Origin of the sequence: Portibacter lacus, assembly GCF_021533215.1 — a bacterium.
GTDB lineage: Bacteria > Bacteroidota > Bacteroidia > Chitinophagales > Saprospiraceae > Portibacter > Portibacter lacus.
Window position 1 is genome coordinate 531,606 of the sequence record NZ_JAJNKA010000002.1, and the last position, 17,511, is coordinate 549,116.

The 17,511-nt window shown below is 35.2% G+C and carries 19 protein-coding genes; 9 read left to right on the plus strand and 10 right to left on the minus strand.

The annotated features are described in order from the left end of the window. Positions 1 to 63: 63 nt before the first annotated feature. Positions 64 to 585, plus strand: coding sequence for a hypothetical protein (locus tag L2586_RS04665; RefSeq protein ID WP_235291627.1), 522 nt, complete (start codon positions 64 to 66; stop codon positions 583 to 585). Positions 586 to 605: 20 nt separating this feature from the next. Here the strand turns inward: L2586_RS04665 and L2586_RS04670 are convergent, their stop codons facing one another. After that, positions 606 to 1,601 carry a glycosyltransferase family 2 protein gene (locus L2586_RS04670; protein WP_235291628.1) on the minus strand — a complete coding sequence of 332 codons (996 nt, stop codon included), beginning with the start codon at positions 1,599 to 1,601 and terminating at the stop codon, positions 606 to 608. A 189-nt stretch (positions 1,602 to 1,790) separates the two neighbouring features. On the opposite strand from L2586_RS04670, the gene atpD reads away from it, so the two are divergent. Further along, the gene (gene atpD, locus L2586_RS04675) at positions 1,791 to 3,305 is read left to right on the plus strand and encodes a F0F1 ATP synthase subunit beta (RefSeq protein WP_235291629.1); all 1,515 of its coding nucleotides are present in this window, start codon (positions 1,791 to 1,793) and stop codon (positions 3,303 to 3,305) included. Positions 3,306 to 3,307: 2 nt separating this feature from the next. After that, positions 3,308 to 3,556, plus strand: a complete 249-nt coding sequence (gene atpC, locus L2586_RS04680) for an ATP synthase F1 subunit epsilon (RefSeq protein WP_235291630.1) — start codon at positions 3,308 to 3,310, stop codon at positions 3,554 to 3,556. A 113-nt stretch (positions 3,557 to 3,669) separates the two neighbouring features. Here atpC and L2586_RS04685 read toward each other — a convergent pair whose 3' ends face one another. Beyond that, positions 3,670 to 4,629 (minus strand): KpsF/GutQ family sugar-phosphate isomerase, encoded by a 960-nt coding sequence (locus L2586_RS04685; protein ID WP_235291631.1) that lies wholly within the window; start codon positions 4,627 to 4,629, stop codon positions 3,670 to 3,672. Between the two features lie 233 nt (positions 4,630 to 4,862). On the opposite strand from L2586_RS04685, the gene L2586_RS04690 reads away from it, so the two are divergent. Then, complete coding sequence (locus L2586_RS04690; RefSeq protein ID WP_235291632.1) at positions 4,863 to 7,061, plus strand: RecQ family ATP-dependent DNA helicase; 2,199 nt, start codon at positions 4,863 to 4,865, stop codon at positions 7,059 to 7,061. After that, positions 7,062 to 7,490, plus strand: coding sequence for a type II 3-dehydroquinate dehydratase (locus L2586_RS04695; protein ID WP_235291633.1), 429 nt, complete (start codon positions 7,062 to 7,064; stop codon positions 7,488 to 7,490). Here the strand turns inward: L2586_RS04695 and L2586_RS04700 are convergent. From L2586_RS04700 to L2586_RS04725, 6 genes are all read right to left on the minus strand, one after another. Further along, positions 7,468 to 7,968: a hypothetical protein gene (locus L2586_RS04700; RefSeq protein ID WP_235291634.1), complete on the minus strand. Its 501-nt coding sequence runs from the start codon at positions 7,966 to 7,968 to the stop codon at positions 7,468 to 7,470. The two genes, L2586_RS04695 and L2586_RS04700, sit on opposite strands and share 23 nt — an antisense overlap. 91 nt (positions 7,969 to 8,059) lie before the next feature. Further along, complete coding sequence (locus L2586_RS04705; RefSeq protein ID WP_235291635.1) at positions 8,060 to 9,178, minus strand: MFS transporter; 1,119 nt, start codon at positions 9,176 to 9,178, stop codon at positions 8,060 to 8,062. A gap of 4 nt (positions 9,179 to 9,182) precedes the next feature. After that, on the minus strand, positions 9,183 to 9,872 hold the full coding sequence (locus tag L2586_RS04710; RefSeq protein ID WP_235291636.1) for a ComF family protein: 690 nt from the start codon (positions 9,870 to 9,872) through the stop codon (positions 9,183 to 9,185). A 141-nt stretch (positions 9,873 to 10,013) separates the two neighbouring features. Further along, positions 10,014 to 11,180, minus strand: a complete 1,167-nt coding sequence (locus tag L2586_RS04715) for a S1C family serine protease (RefSeq protein ID WP_235291637.1) — start codon at positions 11,178 to 11,180, stop codon at positions 10,014 to 10,016. Positions 11,181 to 11,303: 123 nt separating this feature from the next. Beyond that, entirely contained in the window at positions 11,304 to 11,861 is a 558-nt protein-coding gene (locus L2586_RS04720) for a hypothetical protein (RefSeq protein ID WP_235291638.1), read from the minus strand. After that, positions 11,842 to 12,450 carry an RNA polymerase sigma factor gene (locus L2586_RS04725; protein ID WP_235291639.1) on the minus strand — a complete coding sequence of 203 codons (609 nt, stop codon included), beginning with the start codon at positions 12,448 to 12,450 and terminating at the stop codon, positions 11,842 to 11,844. The genes L2586_RS04720 and L2586_RS04725 overlap by 20 nt, the downstream gene beginning before the upstream one ends. Positions 12,451 to 12,536: 86 nt before the next feature. Here L2586_RS04725 and porG point away from each other — a divergent pair, with 86 nt between their 5' ends. From porG to L2586_RS04745, 4 genes are all read left to right on the plus strand, one after another. Beyond that, entirely contained in the window at positions 12,537 to 13,355 is an 819-nt protein-coding gene (gene porG / locus L2586_RS04730; RefSeq protein WP_284284361.1) for a type IX secretion system protein PorG, read from the plus strand. Next, positions 13,349 to 13,759, plus strand: a complete 411-nt coding sequence (locus L2586_RS04735) for a secondary thiamine-phosphate synthase enzyme YjbQ (RefSeq protein WP_235291641.1) — start codon at positions 13,349 to 13,351, stop codon at positions 13,757 to 13,759. The genes porG and L2586_RS04735 overlap by 7 nt, the downstream gene beginning before the upstream one ends. Positions 13,760 to 13,779: 20 nt before the next feature. Next, positions 13,780 to 14,397 (plus strand): LysE family translocator, encoded by a 618-nt coding sequence (locus L2586_RS04740; protein ID WP_235291642.1) that lies wholly within the window; start codon positions 13,780 to 13,782, stop codon positions 14,395 to 14,397. Between the two features lie 73 nt (positions 14,398 to 14,470). Continuing rightward, the gene (locus tag L2586_RS04745) at positions 14,471 to 15,661 is read left to right on the plus strand and encodes a mechanosensitive ion channel (RefSeq protein WP_235291643.1); all 1,191 of its coding nucleotides are present in this window, start codon (positions 14,471 to 14,473) and stop codon (positions 15,659 to 15,661) included. Between the two features lie 89 nt (positions 15,662 to 15,750). Here L2586_RS04745 and L2586_RS04750 read toward each other — a convergent pair whose 3' ends face one another. Continuing rightward, complete coding sequence (locus tag L2586_RS04750) at positions 15,751 to 16,464, minus strand: glycosyltransferase family 2 protein (protein WP_235291644.1); 714 nt, start codon at positions 16,462 to 16,464, stop codon at positions 15,751 to 15,753. Continuing rightward, the gene (locus L2586_RS04755; protein WP_235291645.1) at positions 16,464 to 17,504 is read right to left on the minus strand and encodes an alkane 1-monooxygenase; all 1,041 of its coding nucleotides are present in this window, start codon (positions 17,502 to 17,504) and stop codon (positions 16,464 to 16,466) included. The genes L2586_RS04750 and L2586_RS04755 overlap by 1 nt, the downstream gene beginning before the upstream one ends. Between the last annotated feature and the right edge of the window lie 7 nt (positions 17,505 to 17,511).

A 17,511-nucleotide genomic window follows, 5' to 3' on the forward strand; every position in this document is an offset into this window, starting at 1 on the left:
GTAATGATTTAAGTTTGACAGAAGAGCTTTCTTGTCAATGTAACATTTATATTTACCTAAAAAATGCTCGAAATACTGGTGAGTATATTGTACTTTATCAATAAGGTATTTTTATTGTTAAATGAAAAAGCAGGCTGGGTTATAGGCATTGTCGCTTCTGGAGCTGCAGTATTATATTTTATTGGGATTCAACTCTACATTTTTAGTGCGCTAGAAATTGCTTGCTTGTGTATTATGATTTATGGCGCTTTAGGAAAGAATGATGCTAAGAAAATAGCGTTGTATGTATATGGGATTTGTGTTCTAGTAACAATTCTATTATTAATAAAAATTCCAGATTCGGGTTTGCTTGAGTTTATTACTTCCCTGTTATTCATGGTCGCGTTTGTGAATTTAGCCAATAACAAAAGGCAATCAGGTTGGGTTGCAATGGGTATCTCACATGCTATTATGGCATACATAACTTTAGGAAAAGATCAATATGTATTTGCCATTTTACAAGCAGCTTCGGTAGTTGTTTGTATGATAGGAAGTATAAATCCAAAATTGACCATTAGGTCATTAAGGCCAAAGAAAGCAAGTTAATATTCTTTAAAAATAATGAATCAGCAAAAATGAAAATACTGATTCCCACTAAAATGTACTCGTTCTATTAAATGAGATCGATCAGCTTGAAAATTGACATCTGATATGGCGGTAATGATTTGTTTTGATGTGGGTTCCATTAAGATTTCAGCATCTTCTATAAGCACTTCGTAAATGTGTTTTCCAATCTTCTTCTCATTATCAGTGATCCATCGAAATGGCATTTCATTTTCTAATAAAAGCTTCGCTAAGGATTTTCCTTTTTTCCCCGCTCCCCATAATATTAAAGGAATTGAATCATTATGATCGATCTTTCTAAAATATTCAATCTTGAGTGGGAAGAAATTTTGGTCAGCATAGTTAGGATCATTTCTGGAAGCTCGTTCTGAGTGATCTCTCCACAAGTGTAATACTTTATCTATTCCGTGTATTGTGTATCCCGCTTCATAGAATCTAAATAGCAAATCATAATCCTCAGGATATTGACTTATTTCAAAAGCTTGAATACGAAGGAGGTCCGATCGATGTGCCATCCAACACGCAGAAGGCAAAGTGCATTCTTTATAGATAGAAGTATAATAAAATTGCTGATTAATCCACTTCTCATAATCTTTGAAACCTTGAAATAATACATCATCAGAAAAATATTCAACCATTCCACTGCTTATATGACCAGGTCCGAGCAATTGAATTTCACTCCATAAAGATGATAATTTATCTACGGGCATAATATCATCGGCATCCATTCTGGTAATAAAATGCCCTTTAGACTTCCGGAACGCTAATCTTAAAGCGCCGATGATTCCTTTATTTTCGTTTTTGTAAATGGATATTCTCGGATCCTTGATTGCAAATTGACCTAATAACTGAAATGAGTTATCTGTGGAAAAATCATCAACAATAATGAGCTCCCAATTTTTAAAATCTTGAGAAATAATAGACTGAATACAAGAATCTAAATATTTTTCTTCATTAAAAACAGGCATCAGAATGCTTACCAATGGGGAGTTCTTCATTTTAAGACTATAATGTTTTGCTACCTCTAAAAGTATAGAAATTAAATTCTGCAAACTTGCTTAGATCAAAATATCCAAAATTGATGGAAATTTTGTTCATTTTTAGTCGTCTCTATGAGACTAAAGCATTATCTTTGCAGCGTTTTTGAGAGGCCTATTGTTTTTAATAAAATCACAAGTAAATAAAAAATGGCGAATATTGGCAAAGTAAATCAAATTATTGGACCTGTTGTAGACGTTAGTTTCGTGGGTGAAGGAGCAGTGCTTCCTGAGATATTGAATGCATTAGTAATCAAACGTCCAGGAATGGATGATCTAATTTTAGAGTGTCAGAAACACTTAGGAGAAGATAGTGTAAGAGCTATTGCGATGGATGCTACCGATGGACTTACAAGAGGCGAAGATGTAATTGATACAGGAAAGCCAATTGCAATGCCAGTAGGTGAAGAAATTAAAGGTAGATTGTTTAATGTTGTAGGAGAGCCTATCGATGGACTTGGAAGAGTTTCAAAAGAAAACTCTTATCCTATTCACAGAAATCCACCAAGATTCGAAGATCTATCTACAGAATCTGAAGTTCTTTTCACAGGAATTAAAGTAATCGACTTAATCGAACCATACTCAAAAGGTGGAAAGATTGGTTTATTCGGAGGAGCCGGAGTAGGAAAAACAGTATTGATCCAAGAGTTGATTAATAATATCGCTAAAGGATATGATGGTATTTCTGTATTCGCAGGTGTAGGAGAAAGAACGAGAGAAGGAAACGATTTAATGAGAGAGATGTTAGAGGCTGGTATCATCAACTACGGTGAAGATTTCATGCACTCTATGGAAGAAGGAGGATGGGACCTATCTAAAGTAGATAAAGAAAAGCTAAAGACTTCGAAAGCGACATTCGTATTCGGTCAGATGAATGAGCCTCCAGGAGCACGAGCAAGAGTTGCACTTTCAGGATTAACTATCGCTGAATACTATAGAGATGGAGATATGAACGATCCTACAGGTGGAAAAGATATCTTATTCTTTATTGATAATATCTTCCGTTTTACACAAGCAGGTTCTGAGGTATCAGCTTTATTAGGAAGAATGCCATCGGCAGTAGGTTACCAACCAACACTTGCAACAGAGATGGGATTAATGCAAGAAAGAATTACATCAACAAAAAGAGGTTCTATTACATCAGTTCAAGCGGTATATGTACCTGCGGATGATTTAACGGATCCAGCGCCAGCGACGACATTCTCTCACTTGGATGCAACAACAGTATTAAATAGAAAAATTGCTTCTTTAGGTATTTATCCTGCAGTGGATCCATTGGATTCAACTTCTAGAATATTAGATCCAGCGATTATCGGAGAAGAGCACTATAATACTGCACAGGATGTGAAAATGATTCTTCAGCGATACAATGAATTACAAGATATTATTGCAATTCTTGGTATGGAAGAGCTTTCAGATGAAGACAAGCAAGTTGTACACAGAGCAAGAAGAGTTCAGAGATTCTTATCTCAACCATTCCACGTTGCAGAGCAATTTACTGGATTGAAAGGTGTATTCGTTCCTATCGAAGAAACAATCAGAGGTTTCAAAATGATATTGAACGGAGAAGTTGATCAGTATCCAGAAGCAGCATTCAACTTAGTTGGATCTATCGATGATGCGATCGAAAAAGGTAAAAAATTATTAGCTGAAGCGAATAACTAATTATGAATTTAACAGTATTAACGCCTGGAAAGGAAGTATATAATGGAGCCGTAGCTTCTGTAAAAGTTCCCGGAACATCCGGAGAATTTGAAGTAAGAAAAGGCCACGCTGCAATTGTATCTTCTTTAAAAGAAGGAAACGTGAAAATAAAAGCTGAAGATGGAACACTCGTTTCTTTTTCAATTGCGAATGGCTTCATAGAAGTTTTAAGAGATGAAGTTTCTATACTTGTCCAAGGTTATAAAGCTTAAAAAAATTCTCATATATAAAAAAAGCTAGACACTAACCTGTCTAGCTTTTTTTTTGCCAATTTCTTTGATCAGCTTTAGGAGTATCACATCTAATAAATCATCTTATGATTGACCTACAGAAAACCCTCTCTTATAAAATCATGGATATGTATAATTCCCTTATAATCTCCATGATCGCTAATAATGATGTGTGAAATACTATGAGCTCTCATTTTAGTAAATGCCTCATAAGCTAATACATCAGATTCGATGGTATATGGCGAAACTGTCATGATGTCTTTAGCAGTAAGATGGCTGATGTCTTTCATAGACTGCAGCATTCTCCTTAAATCACCATCCGTTATAATTCCCAAGATCTTATTGTCTTCACAAATAACCGTCGCACCTAATCTCTTACTGGTCATTTCGATAATGGTTTCCCGAATACTAGCATCAGGATGGATAACTGGTTTTTCATTCTTTAAGTATAGTTCTTCCACTTTCACAAATAACTGCTTACCGATAGATCCACCTGGATGCAAACTTGCAAACTCTTTATTAGAAAACCCGCGCAATGAAAGTAAGCAAACTGCTATTGCATCACCTAATGCCAGTTGTGCCGTGGTACTTGATGTCGGAATCAGATTATTAGGACTCGCTTCACTGCCTAATGGAATAATTAAATGGTGATCACAAGATTCCGTCAAAAAACATTTTGGTTCAGAGCAAATTCCAATCACTGTAGTTCCTTGCAACTTAACCAATGGAACGATGAGTTGTAATTCAGCGGTCTGTCCACTTTTTGAAAGACAAATCAGAATATCTTCTTTTCGAACCATGCCTAAATCTCCATGTGCTGCATCACCGGCATGCATATAAATAGCAGGGCTACCTGTCGAATTAAGTGTCGCAACAATTTTCTGTGCGATCAACGCACTTTTCCCAATACCAGTAATTATAATTCTACCTTTACACTTGAAAAGTAACTCTACGATAAAAACAAAATGTTGATCTAATGATTGCCCCAGATCTTCAAGCGTCCTTGATTCTTCAAAAATCGTGTCTTTCGCAATTTTTAGAATGTCTTTTTCCATCAACTTATTTTAAATAATATTGTGACAAAGGTATTGATATTCGTCATAATAACAGAATCTAGTCATATGTTGATAAAAAATAGCAAAAAGTCCAATTGACAACCGTTTTTTATTAACCATTAGATACTAAAATTGGTTAAAAAGGAGTATATTTAATAACCATTATGAGAATAAAATTTATCCCTTTCAAATCAGTTTTTTATTGATTAATCATCGTTTATTAACACATAATTATGCTAGTACAGAGTGTGGATTTGAATGAAGCCCTGCAAAAATATTTTGGTTTCGATGCATTTAAAGATACCCAAGAAAAAATCATACAGAGTGTTTTAGATCAAGAAGATACTTTTGTTATTATGCCTACTGGTGGCGGTAAGTCTTTATGCTACCAATTACCTGCATTAATGATGGAAGGAACAGCACTTATTATTTCTCCATTAATAGCATTAATGAAGAACCAAGTCGATTCCATTCGCGGATATAGTAAAGAAGATAATATTGCTCATTTTCTGAACTCATCTTTGAATAAAACACAGATAAAAGAAGTAAAAGAAGATATCGTTGCAGGGAACACTAAAATGCTTTTTATTGCACCTGAAACACTAACTAAAGATGAAAATATTGAATTCTTCAAGAATGTTAATATTTCATTTGTTGCAGTAGATGAAGCTCACTGTATCTCTGAATGGGGACATGACTTCCGTCCTGAGTATAGAAGAATTAAAGTAATGATCGATTCTATCGGCTCTAATATTCCGATAATCGCATTAACCGCAACCGCTACTCCTAAAGTCCAAACAGATATTGTGAAGATCTTAGGAATGGAAAATCCGCATACTTATGTCTCTTCTTTTAACAGAGATAATCTCTTTTACGAAATAAGGCCGAAAAGCACTAAAGAGAAAACGATAAAAAGTATCGTCCAGACTGTTAAAAGCATGGCTGGTAAATCAGGTATTATATATGTCCAATCGAGGAAATCTACGGAAGAAATAGCACAAGTTTTAAGAATAAATGGTGTGAAAGCTTCTCCTTATCACGCTGGATTAGACGCTAAGACTAGGTCGCAAGTTCAAGATAACTTCCTTATGGAAGAAATCGATGTAATATGCGCTACGATAGCTTTCGGAATGGGAATAGATAAGCCAGATGTGCGCTTTGTAATCCACTACGATATTGCAAAAAGTATAGAAAATTACTATCAAGAAACAGGAAGAGCAGGAAGAGATGGATTGCCAAGTCATTGCATCGCTTATTACTCTTACAAAGATATAAGTAAGCTCGAAAAATTCTTACGAGATAAGCCAGTTGCAGAAAGGGAAATGGGTGCTCAATTATTAGAGGAGATCATCGCTTTTTGTGAGACAGGAGCTTGCAGAAGAACATTCCTATTACACTATTTTGGTGAAGAATTTGAAGCCGATCAATGTGATGATCTATGCGATAATTGTAAAAACCCGAAACCAAAGATTATGGTTAAGGATGAAATGCAAATAGCACTTCAGATTATCGATGAATTAAATGAAAAACATACTCTAAAACTTCTAGTTGAGTTCGCACTAGGTAGAGCAACTAAGGAGCTAAAAGATTTCAGATATGATGGTCGGAAATTCTTCGGAGCACTTAAAGATAAAGAAGAGATATTCATATACTCTTTGTTTAGACAAGCGTTGCTGAATGATTTAGCATTTAAGGAAGTAGAAGAATATGGAGTATTAAAAATCTCTGAAAAAGGACGCAAATTCATTGCTTCTCCGACGGATATCAAAATTCCAATTAACCACGACTACGAAGAGTTACAAGACGAAACTGTAGTTAATACAAGTGGCGGTGGCGCTCTTGATGATGAATTGCTAAAGATGCTGAAAGAGCTCAGACTACGTGAAGCGAAAAAGCAAAGCGTTAAGCCTTGGGTTATATTCTTCGATCCTTCACTGATCGAAATGGCAACGCATTATCCGATTTCCATGGATGATATGATAAACATTTCAGGTGTAAGTCTCGGTAAAGCAAAACGTTATGGTAAGCCTTTTATTGAATTGATAAAAGACTACGTAGAAGAAAATAACATAGAACGACCACAAGATTTTGTTGTAAAACAAGTCGCTAATAAATCAAGAGATAAAGTTAGTATCATCCAAGGAATTGACAAGAAATTTCACCTTGAAGAAATTGCTGATTCTGTGAAACTATCTTTAGATGATTTGCTTCAAGAAATGTACATCATTGTATCATCAGGAACTAAGTTAAACCTTGATTATTATATAGATGACAATATAGATGAAGAAATTGTCGAAGAAATAGAAGACTATTTCGGAGAAGCTGAATCAGATGACGTAGAAGCAGCTATTAAAGAAATAGATGATGAAGACATAACAAGAGAAGAAATAGAAATCGTACGATTAAAATTCATCTCTGAGAACGCGATCTAGATGCACATACATATAATGAACGGTCCTAACTTAAATTTGTTAGGGCGCAGGGAACCTGGAATTTACGGAAGTAAAGATTTTGAAAGTTATTTCGAAGAATTAAAAGCACAATTCCCTGACGACGAATTGTATTATTTTCAATCCAATCATGAAGGTGCTCTCTTAGACTACCTTCACGATATTGGATTTTCACCATGTGGGATCATCATTAATGCTGGTGCTTATACCCATACTTCTATCGCCTTGGCAGATGCAATAAGTGGAATAAAGGCACCAGTCGTAGAAGTGCATATTTCTAATGTATACGAGAGAGAAGTATTCAGGCATCATTCTTACATTAAGCCTGTCTGTGTTCATACCATTGTCGGAAAAGGTTTAGATGGATATGCGGAAGCGATCGAATACCTTAAGACTTCTCCGGAAGCGTAAACCTTGTATCTATAATCCTTAATCGGTTTTTATCATTTATCTTAACGGGAATCTTGTAAAACAGTTTTCTGAAAAGCCAGCCACCAACAAATGAACCTCCTCCTATAGATAAAACCCGTGTCCAGGAAGTGTTCTCACCAAAAGTTGCAGCAAGCGCTCCTTGAACCAACCATACCACACCAAATGTCTGAACCGTACCTCCTAAGTATTGAACTGAATTTCGAAACAACATAAAATCTGTAACATGTTCTATTTGCAAAATCTCATTATTCAATAAAAGGGTATTTTCATCTACCAGAATCTTCTCAATCTTTCCTTTGTTCCAAACTCCAGGATTATAATTGACCTGATAGGTTATCTGGTCACCTACAGCGTACTTAAGTGCCTTCGGATCATTAAAAATTTCCAACTGAACAAAAACTTGCGCATTGGTAGAAAATAAAAAACATGATAGTATAGTGATTAATAAAATCCTCATTCTTCAGAATTATAATATAATGGAATATAGTTATATCGATTAAAAAGATAAGGATGATGTCTAAGATTATTTTTTATTTCAGATTTTCAATCTAAATCTTGACGCTCCTTATGATGAATAACATAAGCACAAATAAAATAACAATCAGTAATAATGCTGCTCTTAAGCTATATGCATCCGCTATAAAACCAATGACCGCTGGACCAAACATAAACCCACTATAACCCACCGTTGTTGCCATTGCAATTCCAACTCCAGGATTTATTCCAGGCATTGAACCTGATAAACTATAAATGATCGGTACAATATTAGCCGTACCAAGTCCCACTAAACCAAAGCCAATGATAACTAAATATGGATTGTGAAAACATAATACAAATCCCATCCCTATAATAGCTAGTACAGAACCGAGAACTAGCATCATACGATCTCCTATAAATTGGCGACCGGTATCTCCCAGCAGCCTCCCTGCTGTCATCGTAGCAGCAAAGGCAGTAATTCCGATTGCATATAAGTAAGCTGGAGCATTAATTACCTCTTTCAGATAAACAGCACTCCAATCAGAAATAGCTCCTTCTCCCAGCATGCTGCAAAACGCTATGATACCTAACCAAAGTATAGGACCCTTTGGAATAACGATCCAAGGCATTTTTTTTTCTTCTTTTACTGGCTCGTCAGGGAATAAATAAAATGAAAAAAGAATGATCAATACAACTACGATCATAAATACAAGACCAAAATGATTTGAAACTTGAATTTCGTTACTGATTATATAGCTACTTAAGAATCCACCTAACATCATCCCGATACTAAAGAATGCATGGAAGGTTGTCATAATAGGCTTCTTCTTATATTTCTCAACTTCCACAGCCTGAGCATTCATAGATACATCCATCATCCCCGCAAAGAAACCCATGAACAAAAAAGGGAAAAGCAGCGTGAAGAAGCTATTCATCCAAGGAATGGCTTGAAAGAAAAATGGAAATATTACTGCCGAAACCATAGCAACTTTTCTGCTGGTATACTTAGATATTAAGCTACCTGTAATTGGCATTGCTATAAAAGCACCCACGGAATGTGCTAGAAGTATAAATCCTGTTTCTTTATTATTTAGGTCAAATAGTGACTGCAAAGCTGGAATTCTAGCAGCCCAATTGGCAAATACAAACCCATTCACTAAAAAATAAACATTAACAGCCCACCTATGCATATCTCTAATATTTTCCAACAGCTAATACTGCAATACTAATTCTACAATTGAAATCAACAATTAAAGATCCCGCGGCTTCTAACGTAGCACCTGTTGTTAAAATATCATCTAATAATAAAACATGCTGACCTGCGAGTTTTTCAGGGTTTTCCACACGGAAAGTATGCTTCAGATTGTCTATACGCTGTTCCCTAGTTTTGTTAGTTTGTGAAGCTGTTTTATTATGCTTAATCAGCACGTTTTCTACATACGGAATTCCAGTAATCTTAGAAATACCGTCAGCTATTAATGCACATTGATTATAATTCCTAACATTTCTTTTCGATTTATGAATCGGTACTGGTACGATAAAATCAATATCTTTTAAGAAATCTGATTCCATTAGAATCTCTCCAAATTTCAATCCCAACAATTTGCCTATAAAACCTTCATTTTTATACTTCAATCTATGAATCATTTCTTGAACCAATTCCCCTTTTTGAAAATAGAACATCGACGTTCCTCTTTCAACAGCTAACCGACCCCAAAAAAATTTCTCAACTGCATTATCTGGCTCTAAATGAAAATTAGTGAAAGGCAATTCCAACATGCAATTTATACAGAAACATGAATTCTCAACTGGATGTTCCTCATCACAGGCTATGCATAACTCTGGGTAAATTGCATTAAAAAATGGAAATAATTTGCCGAACATACACGAAAGTTAGTCAATTTCGTGAAATTGTATAAAAAAACGCCTGCTCCTGGGAAGAGCAGACGCATCAAAACAAAACGAAAAACCAACTTTATTTTTATATATCTTTATACTTATATAACATCAGAAAAGCACATTTTGTTACAAACCTTTCTTTAATCTAATGTTAAATGTCTTTTCACCACCATTTCTATTGACCTTAACCTTAATAGAATCACCTACTTTCGCGAATTTCATCGCATCTTTAAGGTCATCAAAATTATTAATCTTCTTGTTGTCTAATCCTGTAATGATATCACCTTCTAGAATTCCTGAAAATTGAGCTGCGCTTCCATTAACTATTTCCGCAACGTAAAATCCGCTATTCACTTTTATATCATTTTCCTTTGCGAATTCCTCATCTATGTCATATCCAGCGACTCCAAGATTTGCTCTTTCTATATCTCCCGTTTCAATTATTTCATCTACAATCACCTTCATTAGGTTCGATGGAATTGCGAATGAATAACCGGCATAAGTACCTGTCGGTGTGGCAATCGCCGTATTAATCCCAAGTAGCTCACCTCTTTCATTCACTAAGGCACCACCTGAATTACCTGGGTTGATTGCGGCATCAGTCTGAATAAATTCTTCTATTGATTTCTGACCTTTTATAATATCAATATCTCTTCCTTTAGCACTAATTATTCCTGCGGTCACCGTAGATGTTAAATAATCAAATGGATTTCCAACTGCAAGGACCCACTCTCCTACTCTACTCTTATCCGAATCTGCTAACTTCAAAACCGGTAGTTCTCTTTCTTCTATTTTAATCACTGCTAAATCTGTACTCGGATCAGTTCCAATTTTGATGGCTTGGTATTCTCTACCATCATGAAGCGTCACCTTTATATTATCAGCAAAAGCAACCACGTGGTTATTCGTAACAATGTATCCATTATCAGCAATGATTACTCCTGAACCAGAGCCTTTCTGCCTGTAAAAACCAGATCCTCCGCCAAAAATATCTTCGAAACTAAAGAAGCCATCTAGTGGCGATCTTCTATTTTGCCTTTGTTCTTGCAGTCTTTCTTGCGCAAGTACTTCACTCTCTTCAGCAGAAATATGCACCACCACTTCCATTGATTTTTCAGAAGCTTCTACAAAATCAACTTGAGGAACGGCACTTACTAAAGAAGGTTTCATATTCACCACCTTTGCAAATGATTGCTGATCTAAATCACGATTATCTTCAGTAAATTTAATCCCGCCTAACACGACCAAACCACCTACTAATCCAGCTAAAAATATCTTTAATAAATCTTTCATCCTGTTAATTTATACATCATAAACGCCAAGGATTCCTGGTTGTTTTTATGGTAATTTTCTTTAACAATTTTTTAACTCAGAAATCTTAAGCTCGCCACCGAAGCTAATTACCATATGGAGGTATTAATCGATCAGAAATTTTCTCCAAAACAAATCTAAATCCTTTTTCATAAAAACAGCTTGTCTGTAAAACTCGTGTTGTTCATTCTCTAAAATGCTATCTAATTGATTATTAAACGTTTCAGACTTACTTCCCATTGTTTTCAAGGCAATTAAAAGCCTTAACCAATCTTTATATTCAGAAATATTACCTTCAGAATCGTCAGACTTCGACAACCATGAATTGGCTTCTGTATAATCTCCTTTGTAATAAGCTCTTACTGCACTCGTAAAGTTATCATCAGAAATATTATTTCCATTTCTAGCTATCTGTTTATTAATACCAAATTCATCAGCAATAGCACCATCATTATGACTGAGATTAATGGTTACGACAGAGACGATGAGGATCAATAAACTTGCAGCAATTCCAGCTAGGTAGAATATTCTTTTTCTCTTTGGTTCAGATTGCTCAGCATCTAACCCATTCAGAAATGCTCTAGTACTATTAGAAATTTCTAATTCAAAAGCAGCCTCGCTTACTTTATCAGCTATGGATTCTTTATCTTCTTGATTCAGCATTATAATAATTTGGTATCAACGATGTGTTCTGAAGCAACGCTTCTTTTAATTTCTGCTGGCAATCGTATTTCAGCTTTCTCAGACTAGCTGTTTTTTCAATTTCAAGTTCCTTCCCTATCTCCTCATAACTTACATCATTGCTCCACAATTTCAGGACGGTTTGACATTTCTTAGTCAATAAGCTTAAGATATGATTTAACTTTGTTGCTAGCTCTTTCTCAATAAATATCAACTCTGGATTTTGGTAATCAGAGAGGTCGTTATAACCTTTATCAAGCTCCACTAATTTTTTCTTCACTAATCTTCTCTTATTAGCCCAGTAATTTTTAGCCACTCCGTAGGTATAAGTAACTAAAGTTGAATGACCTTTATATTTTTCATGCCTCACGTTTTTATCAACGATTAGAATACATTCGGTAAATACTCCTTCCCCTTCATCCACTGACCCTCCATTATAAACCACGTAGTTGATTACTCGTTGTTTTAGGCCTGGTGAATGAAAGATTTGGGCCAACGCTTTCTTACGTTCGGACCCACCCATCTGTATACATTCCACTAATCTTTCATCATCTAAAAACTCCTTACCCATATATTAGTGTAAACTTTTGCAATTTTGTTACCGAAATATAACCATTCCACATGAAATAATTGGTTAAGCACTTCCGTTTTAACCGAGTGAAGCTGAAAAATATACTAATAATAGCATGTTGTTTTGTGTCTACGCTAAGTAATGCACAGAAAGGATGGGAGTTAGGCCCATGGATCGGAATAAGTAATTATTTCGGTGATCTTAATACTAATTTCGATTTTACCGAAATAGGTCCCGCCGCTGGTGTTATAGCCAGATACAACTGGAATAATCGGATTAACTCTAAGATGGGCCTGAATTATACTTTTCTTTATGGCGATGATCAAGATTCCCCAAATTCATTCGAGAATAGAAGAAACTTAAGTTTTAGGACTGATCTAGTTGACTTCACAGCCCAAATGGAGTTCAACTTCTTCCCCTATATTCATGGAAGTAAGGAATACTTCTTCACTCCATATTTATTAGGAGGAATTAATATCCTATATTTTAATCCACGAGCAAAGCTAGATGACGAATGGCACGCATTAAGACCTTTAGGGACAGAGGGCCAAGCCGTCGGGGAAGAATATGGAATAATCAATGGAGGGGTTGTCTTAGGTGGGGGATTCAAGTGGGATCTTAATAGAGACTGGAGTTTCAACATAGAAATTGCATTAAAAAGGTTATTTACAGATTACTTAGACGATGTCAGCGGCACCTATCCGAATGCAACTTCTCTAAGAGCTAGAAGAGGTGACATTGCAGCAGAACTTTCCGACAGAAGTGTAGGTGAAAAAATCGGAGAACTAGGAAGACAGCGAGGAAATTCTAGAGATAAAGATACTTATACCATGTTCGGTGTAGGTTTAGTTTATTACTTTGGTACAATTCCATGTCCAGAAATAGGAAATAAGTCATTATGGTAGATCAATACCAGATTAAATTAGCGTCAAGACAGCGCGGTTTTCATTTAATTACAGAAGAAGTCCTAAGACAAATTGGTCGCCTTCCCAAAGCTGGTATTCTGAACATTTTCATTAAGCACACTTCCGCAGCGATTACGATCAATGAAAATGCAGATCCTAGCGTAAGAGTAGATTTTGAAAGATATTACAATGAAATTGTAGACGAAAACCTACCTGGTTTAACGCATACGATAGAAGGTCCAGATGATATGCCTGCTCACATCAAGGCAGCACTAACCGGTTCAGATATTAATATTCCCATTACTAATGGACAGCTTAATTTAGGAACTTGGCAAGGTATCTATTTGTGTGAATTTAGGAATTATGGTGGGGCACGGACGATAATTGTGTCTGTGTATCATTAGGAAATTATTATCTTTCCACAATGCAATACGTAATAGAGGGCATCCTAATGGGACTTACCTTATCTATTTTATTAGGTCCTATCTTTATCGCACTTACTCAGAGTTCGATTGAGAAAGGTTACAAAGCAGGTCTTTCTGTAGGTTTAGGTATATGGGTTTCAGATCTCCTTTTTATTGTTTTGACTTATGAATTCGTTCACAGAATAACTCATATCATAAATGGCGAATATTTTCAATTATCAATGGGTATTTTGGGTGGAATTGTATTAATTAGCTTCGGACTTTATTCTATTTTCAGCAAATTGAAAGAGTTTTCTGCAGATGAGATTAAGGGTGTAAAAGGTTATCTAGGTCATTTCACTAAAGGCTTCCTAATCAACACTATTAATCCATTTACTTTTATATTTTGGATCTCTGTTATTTCCACTTATGTCTTAGCTAGAAATACCACTGGATGGAATAGCATAGCTTTCTTAGGCAGCATTTTAGTTGTAATCATTATTACCGATTCTTTAAAAGTTTTACTCGCTCAATTATTGCGAAAAAAACTTACAAGTACTCACATGCTATGGATTAATCGAATCGCTGGAATTGCACTTACTATTTTCGGAATTCTACTCATCGTTTGGTCTATCTAGTTCATTCTCAAATGTTAAAGTTTGTGACTTAAAGCATTCACCTAGTCTTAAGGTCAAACAAAACAATCTAGATATGGACTATTTGAATCAGCTTACTTCTTCATTATCCGATAGATTCGGAACACTTCTTCCAACCGTTTTAGGAGCAATACTTGTACTAATTATAGGATTCTTCCTTGCGAGAATCGTTAAGAAAATTGTTATTAAGCTCTTATCGAAAACTAAAATCGATGAAAAACTTAATGCTAAATTGAAAATGACAGTAAGAGCTGATCAATTTATTGCCAAACTATTCTACTACTTAGTTGTCATATATACTTTAATTATTGCACTGAATATCTTAGGTGTTACAAGTGTACTTCAGCCATTAGAGGAAATGGTTTCTAGTTTCTTAGGATATGTTCCGAACATCATTGCTGCGGGAATTATCGCTTTCGCAGGTTACATTATTAGTAAACTTGTATCTGAAGCTACCGGAGTAATTTCTGAAAGATTAGAAAGAGTTGGTGCGAAATATGGAATTAACTCCGAGTCATTCAGCTTAGCAAATTTAGTAAAGCAAGTTGTTTTCATTCTTATTTTTATTCCGATCCTTATTGTTGCATTGGATACTTTAAAAATGAATGCAATCTCTGATCCAGCAACAGAAATGCTAAGATCATTACTTTCTGCAGTTCCTAAGATTATTGCTGCGGTCATTATTCTTGTCGTATTCTATGTAATCGGTAAATATGTAGTAGGAATTCTTACAGAGCTTCTTAGGAATCTAGGAATAGAATCCATTGCTGAAAAGATGGGTTTGAAAAAAGTAATCGGTGATTATTCTGTTTCAAAAATAATCGGAAATATTGCTTTATACTTTATTCTATTCGCTGGACTTATGGCTGCTGCTGATAAGTTAGAGATGGAAAGTATTCAAATCATTTTTGGCAAAATATTCTTTATCTCAGGAAAAATATTCTTTGGTATCATTATCCTAATGGTAGGTTATTATATCTCTGGAATAGCTTATAAAGCATTGAATAGTGGAACATATAGCAACTACCTAGCGCCGGTTGCAAGATTTGCCATACTTGGAATATTCTTAGCATTTGGACTTCATACTATGGGTATAGCTCAATCTATTGTCAATTTAACATTTGGCCTTACTTTAGGTGCACTTGCAGTAGCTTTTGCTCTTTCATTTGGACTAGGAGGACAGAAAGCAGCAGGCAAGCAAATGCAAGCATTCTTTGACAATATCAATAATAAAAAAGAACTATAAACGCAAATTTTAGAGGTTAGCGGTTGCTCACATAAACATAATTAAATTGTATTTTCTAATACACAAATTAAAGTGAGTAGCCGCATTTTTTATTTTGACCAGATATTATACTTCAGAATGCACCAAATGGCTCTAAAGCCATCTCTCCAGCCTATTTTCTTGCCATCTTCATAAGAACGACCATAATATGATATTCCTACTTCATAAATCCTAATCTTAGGAATTCTCGATACTTTTGCCGTAACTTCTGGCTCAAAACCAAAGCGTCGTTCCTTTAATTGTATAGACTGTATCGTTTCTCTCTTCCACATTTTATAACACGTTTCCATATCTGTCAAATTTAGATTCGTAAACATATTAGACAAGGAAGTCAGAAATTTATTACCGATAGAATGCCAGTAAAAAAGGATTCGATGAGGCTTACCACCCATAAATCTCGAACCATACACAACATCAGCATGACCTTCAAGTATCGGTAATAGTAGCATATTAAACTCTTCCGGATCATACTCTAGATCTGCGTCTTGAATAATAACGAAATCACCAGTCACTTTACTAATTCCAGTATGTAGTGCAGCGCCTTTTCCTTTATTAATATCATGTGAAAACAAATTAATATTATGTTCAGGATGTTCCTTGATGTAAGTTTCTACCTTCGAGTACGTATCGTCAGATGAAGCATCGTTAACTACTATAATCTCTTTTGTAAGATCACCTAATAAATTGACCTTCAAAACTTTATCCAAAATCTTATGAATAGTCGGTCCCTCGTTGTAAGCAGGAATAATAATTGATAATTGCATTAGCTATTGTAAGCTTTAACTTTTGGGTTCATAACTTTAAACCACATGGGTGGAACTAAAGCCAGTAATATAGAGCCAGGATAACCATAAGGAAGTTGAGGGCTACTTTCTATATTTCTTAATATTTGATATTTTCTATTGGCATTCAAATGATGATCTGTATGCCTCGTTAATTCATAAAGAAAGATTCTACCTAACTCATGATCTGAATTCCAAGAATGACGCTCATTAACTCGTTCATATTTTCCAGATTTTAATTTCTTTCGCTGAAGACCATAATGCTCCACATAATCGATACATTCTAAAAGAGAAAAACTGATAACAGCTGCAACTAAGCAAAACAAGAATACATGTAGTCCTCCTATTAAATAGTAAGATGTAAACAATACTAATTGTGCTAACATCATCCAAATGAGCTCATTCGAATAATGAAACCGAGGCTTTCCTGCCCTTTTCATCTGGGTGAATGAAATTTCCCAAGCTTTAGTAAAGACACCAGATACTGCTGTACCCCAATATGAATAAATCGACTGTCCATATTTTGCAGTGACTGGATCATCTGGAGTTGCTACCCATTTATGATGACCGTTATTATGTTCAATAGTAAAGTGGCCATATAGGCTTGGAATCAAAAGTAATCCTGATGCAATTTTGTTCCATATTCCTGGTCGATGCCCTATTTCATGAGCCACATTAATCCCAGCCGTTGCCATAACAATTCCTAGATTTAACAATAAACCTAATTGAGTAACCCAAGAAATATCTGTCTGGATAATAGCGACTGTTTTAAAAATCAAAAAATAAACAATAGGAATATTTAAATAAATTATCCAATCAAATAAACGATTCAACTTTCTTTGTTGTTCTACTTCTGGAGAATCATTTATATGGTTAGATTTAATAAATCTTTCAGACACAGGTAGGATTACAAATGCAAGAATGACGGTACTAAAACTCCAATAGTTTAAAAATTCCAACGCTAAATAAGCTGAAAAAGGAATTAAGTAAGCTAACAAATATTTTAAGTCTCGTATCTTCACGCCTCCA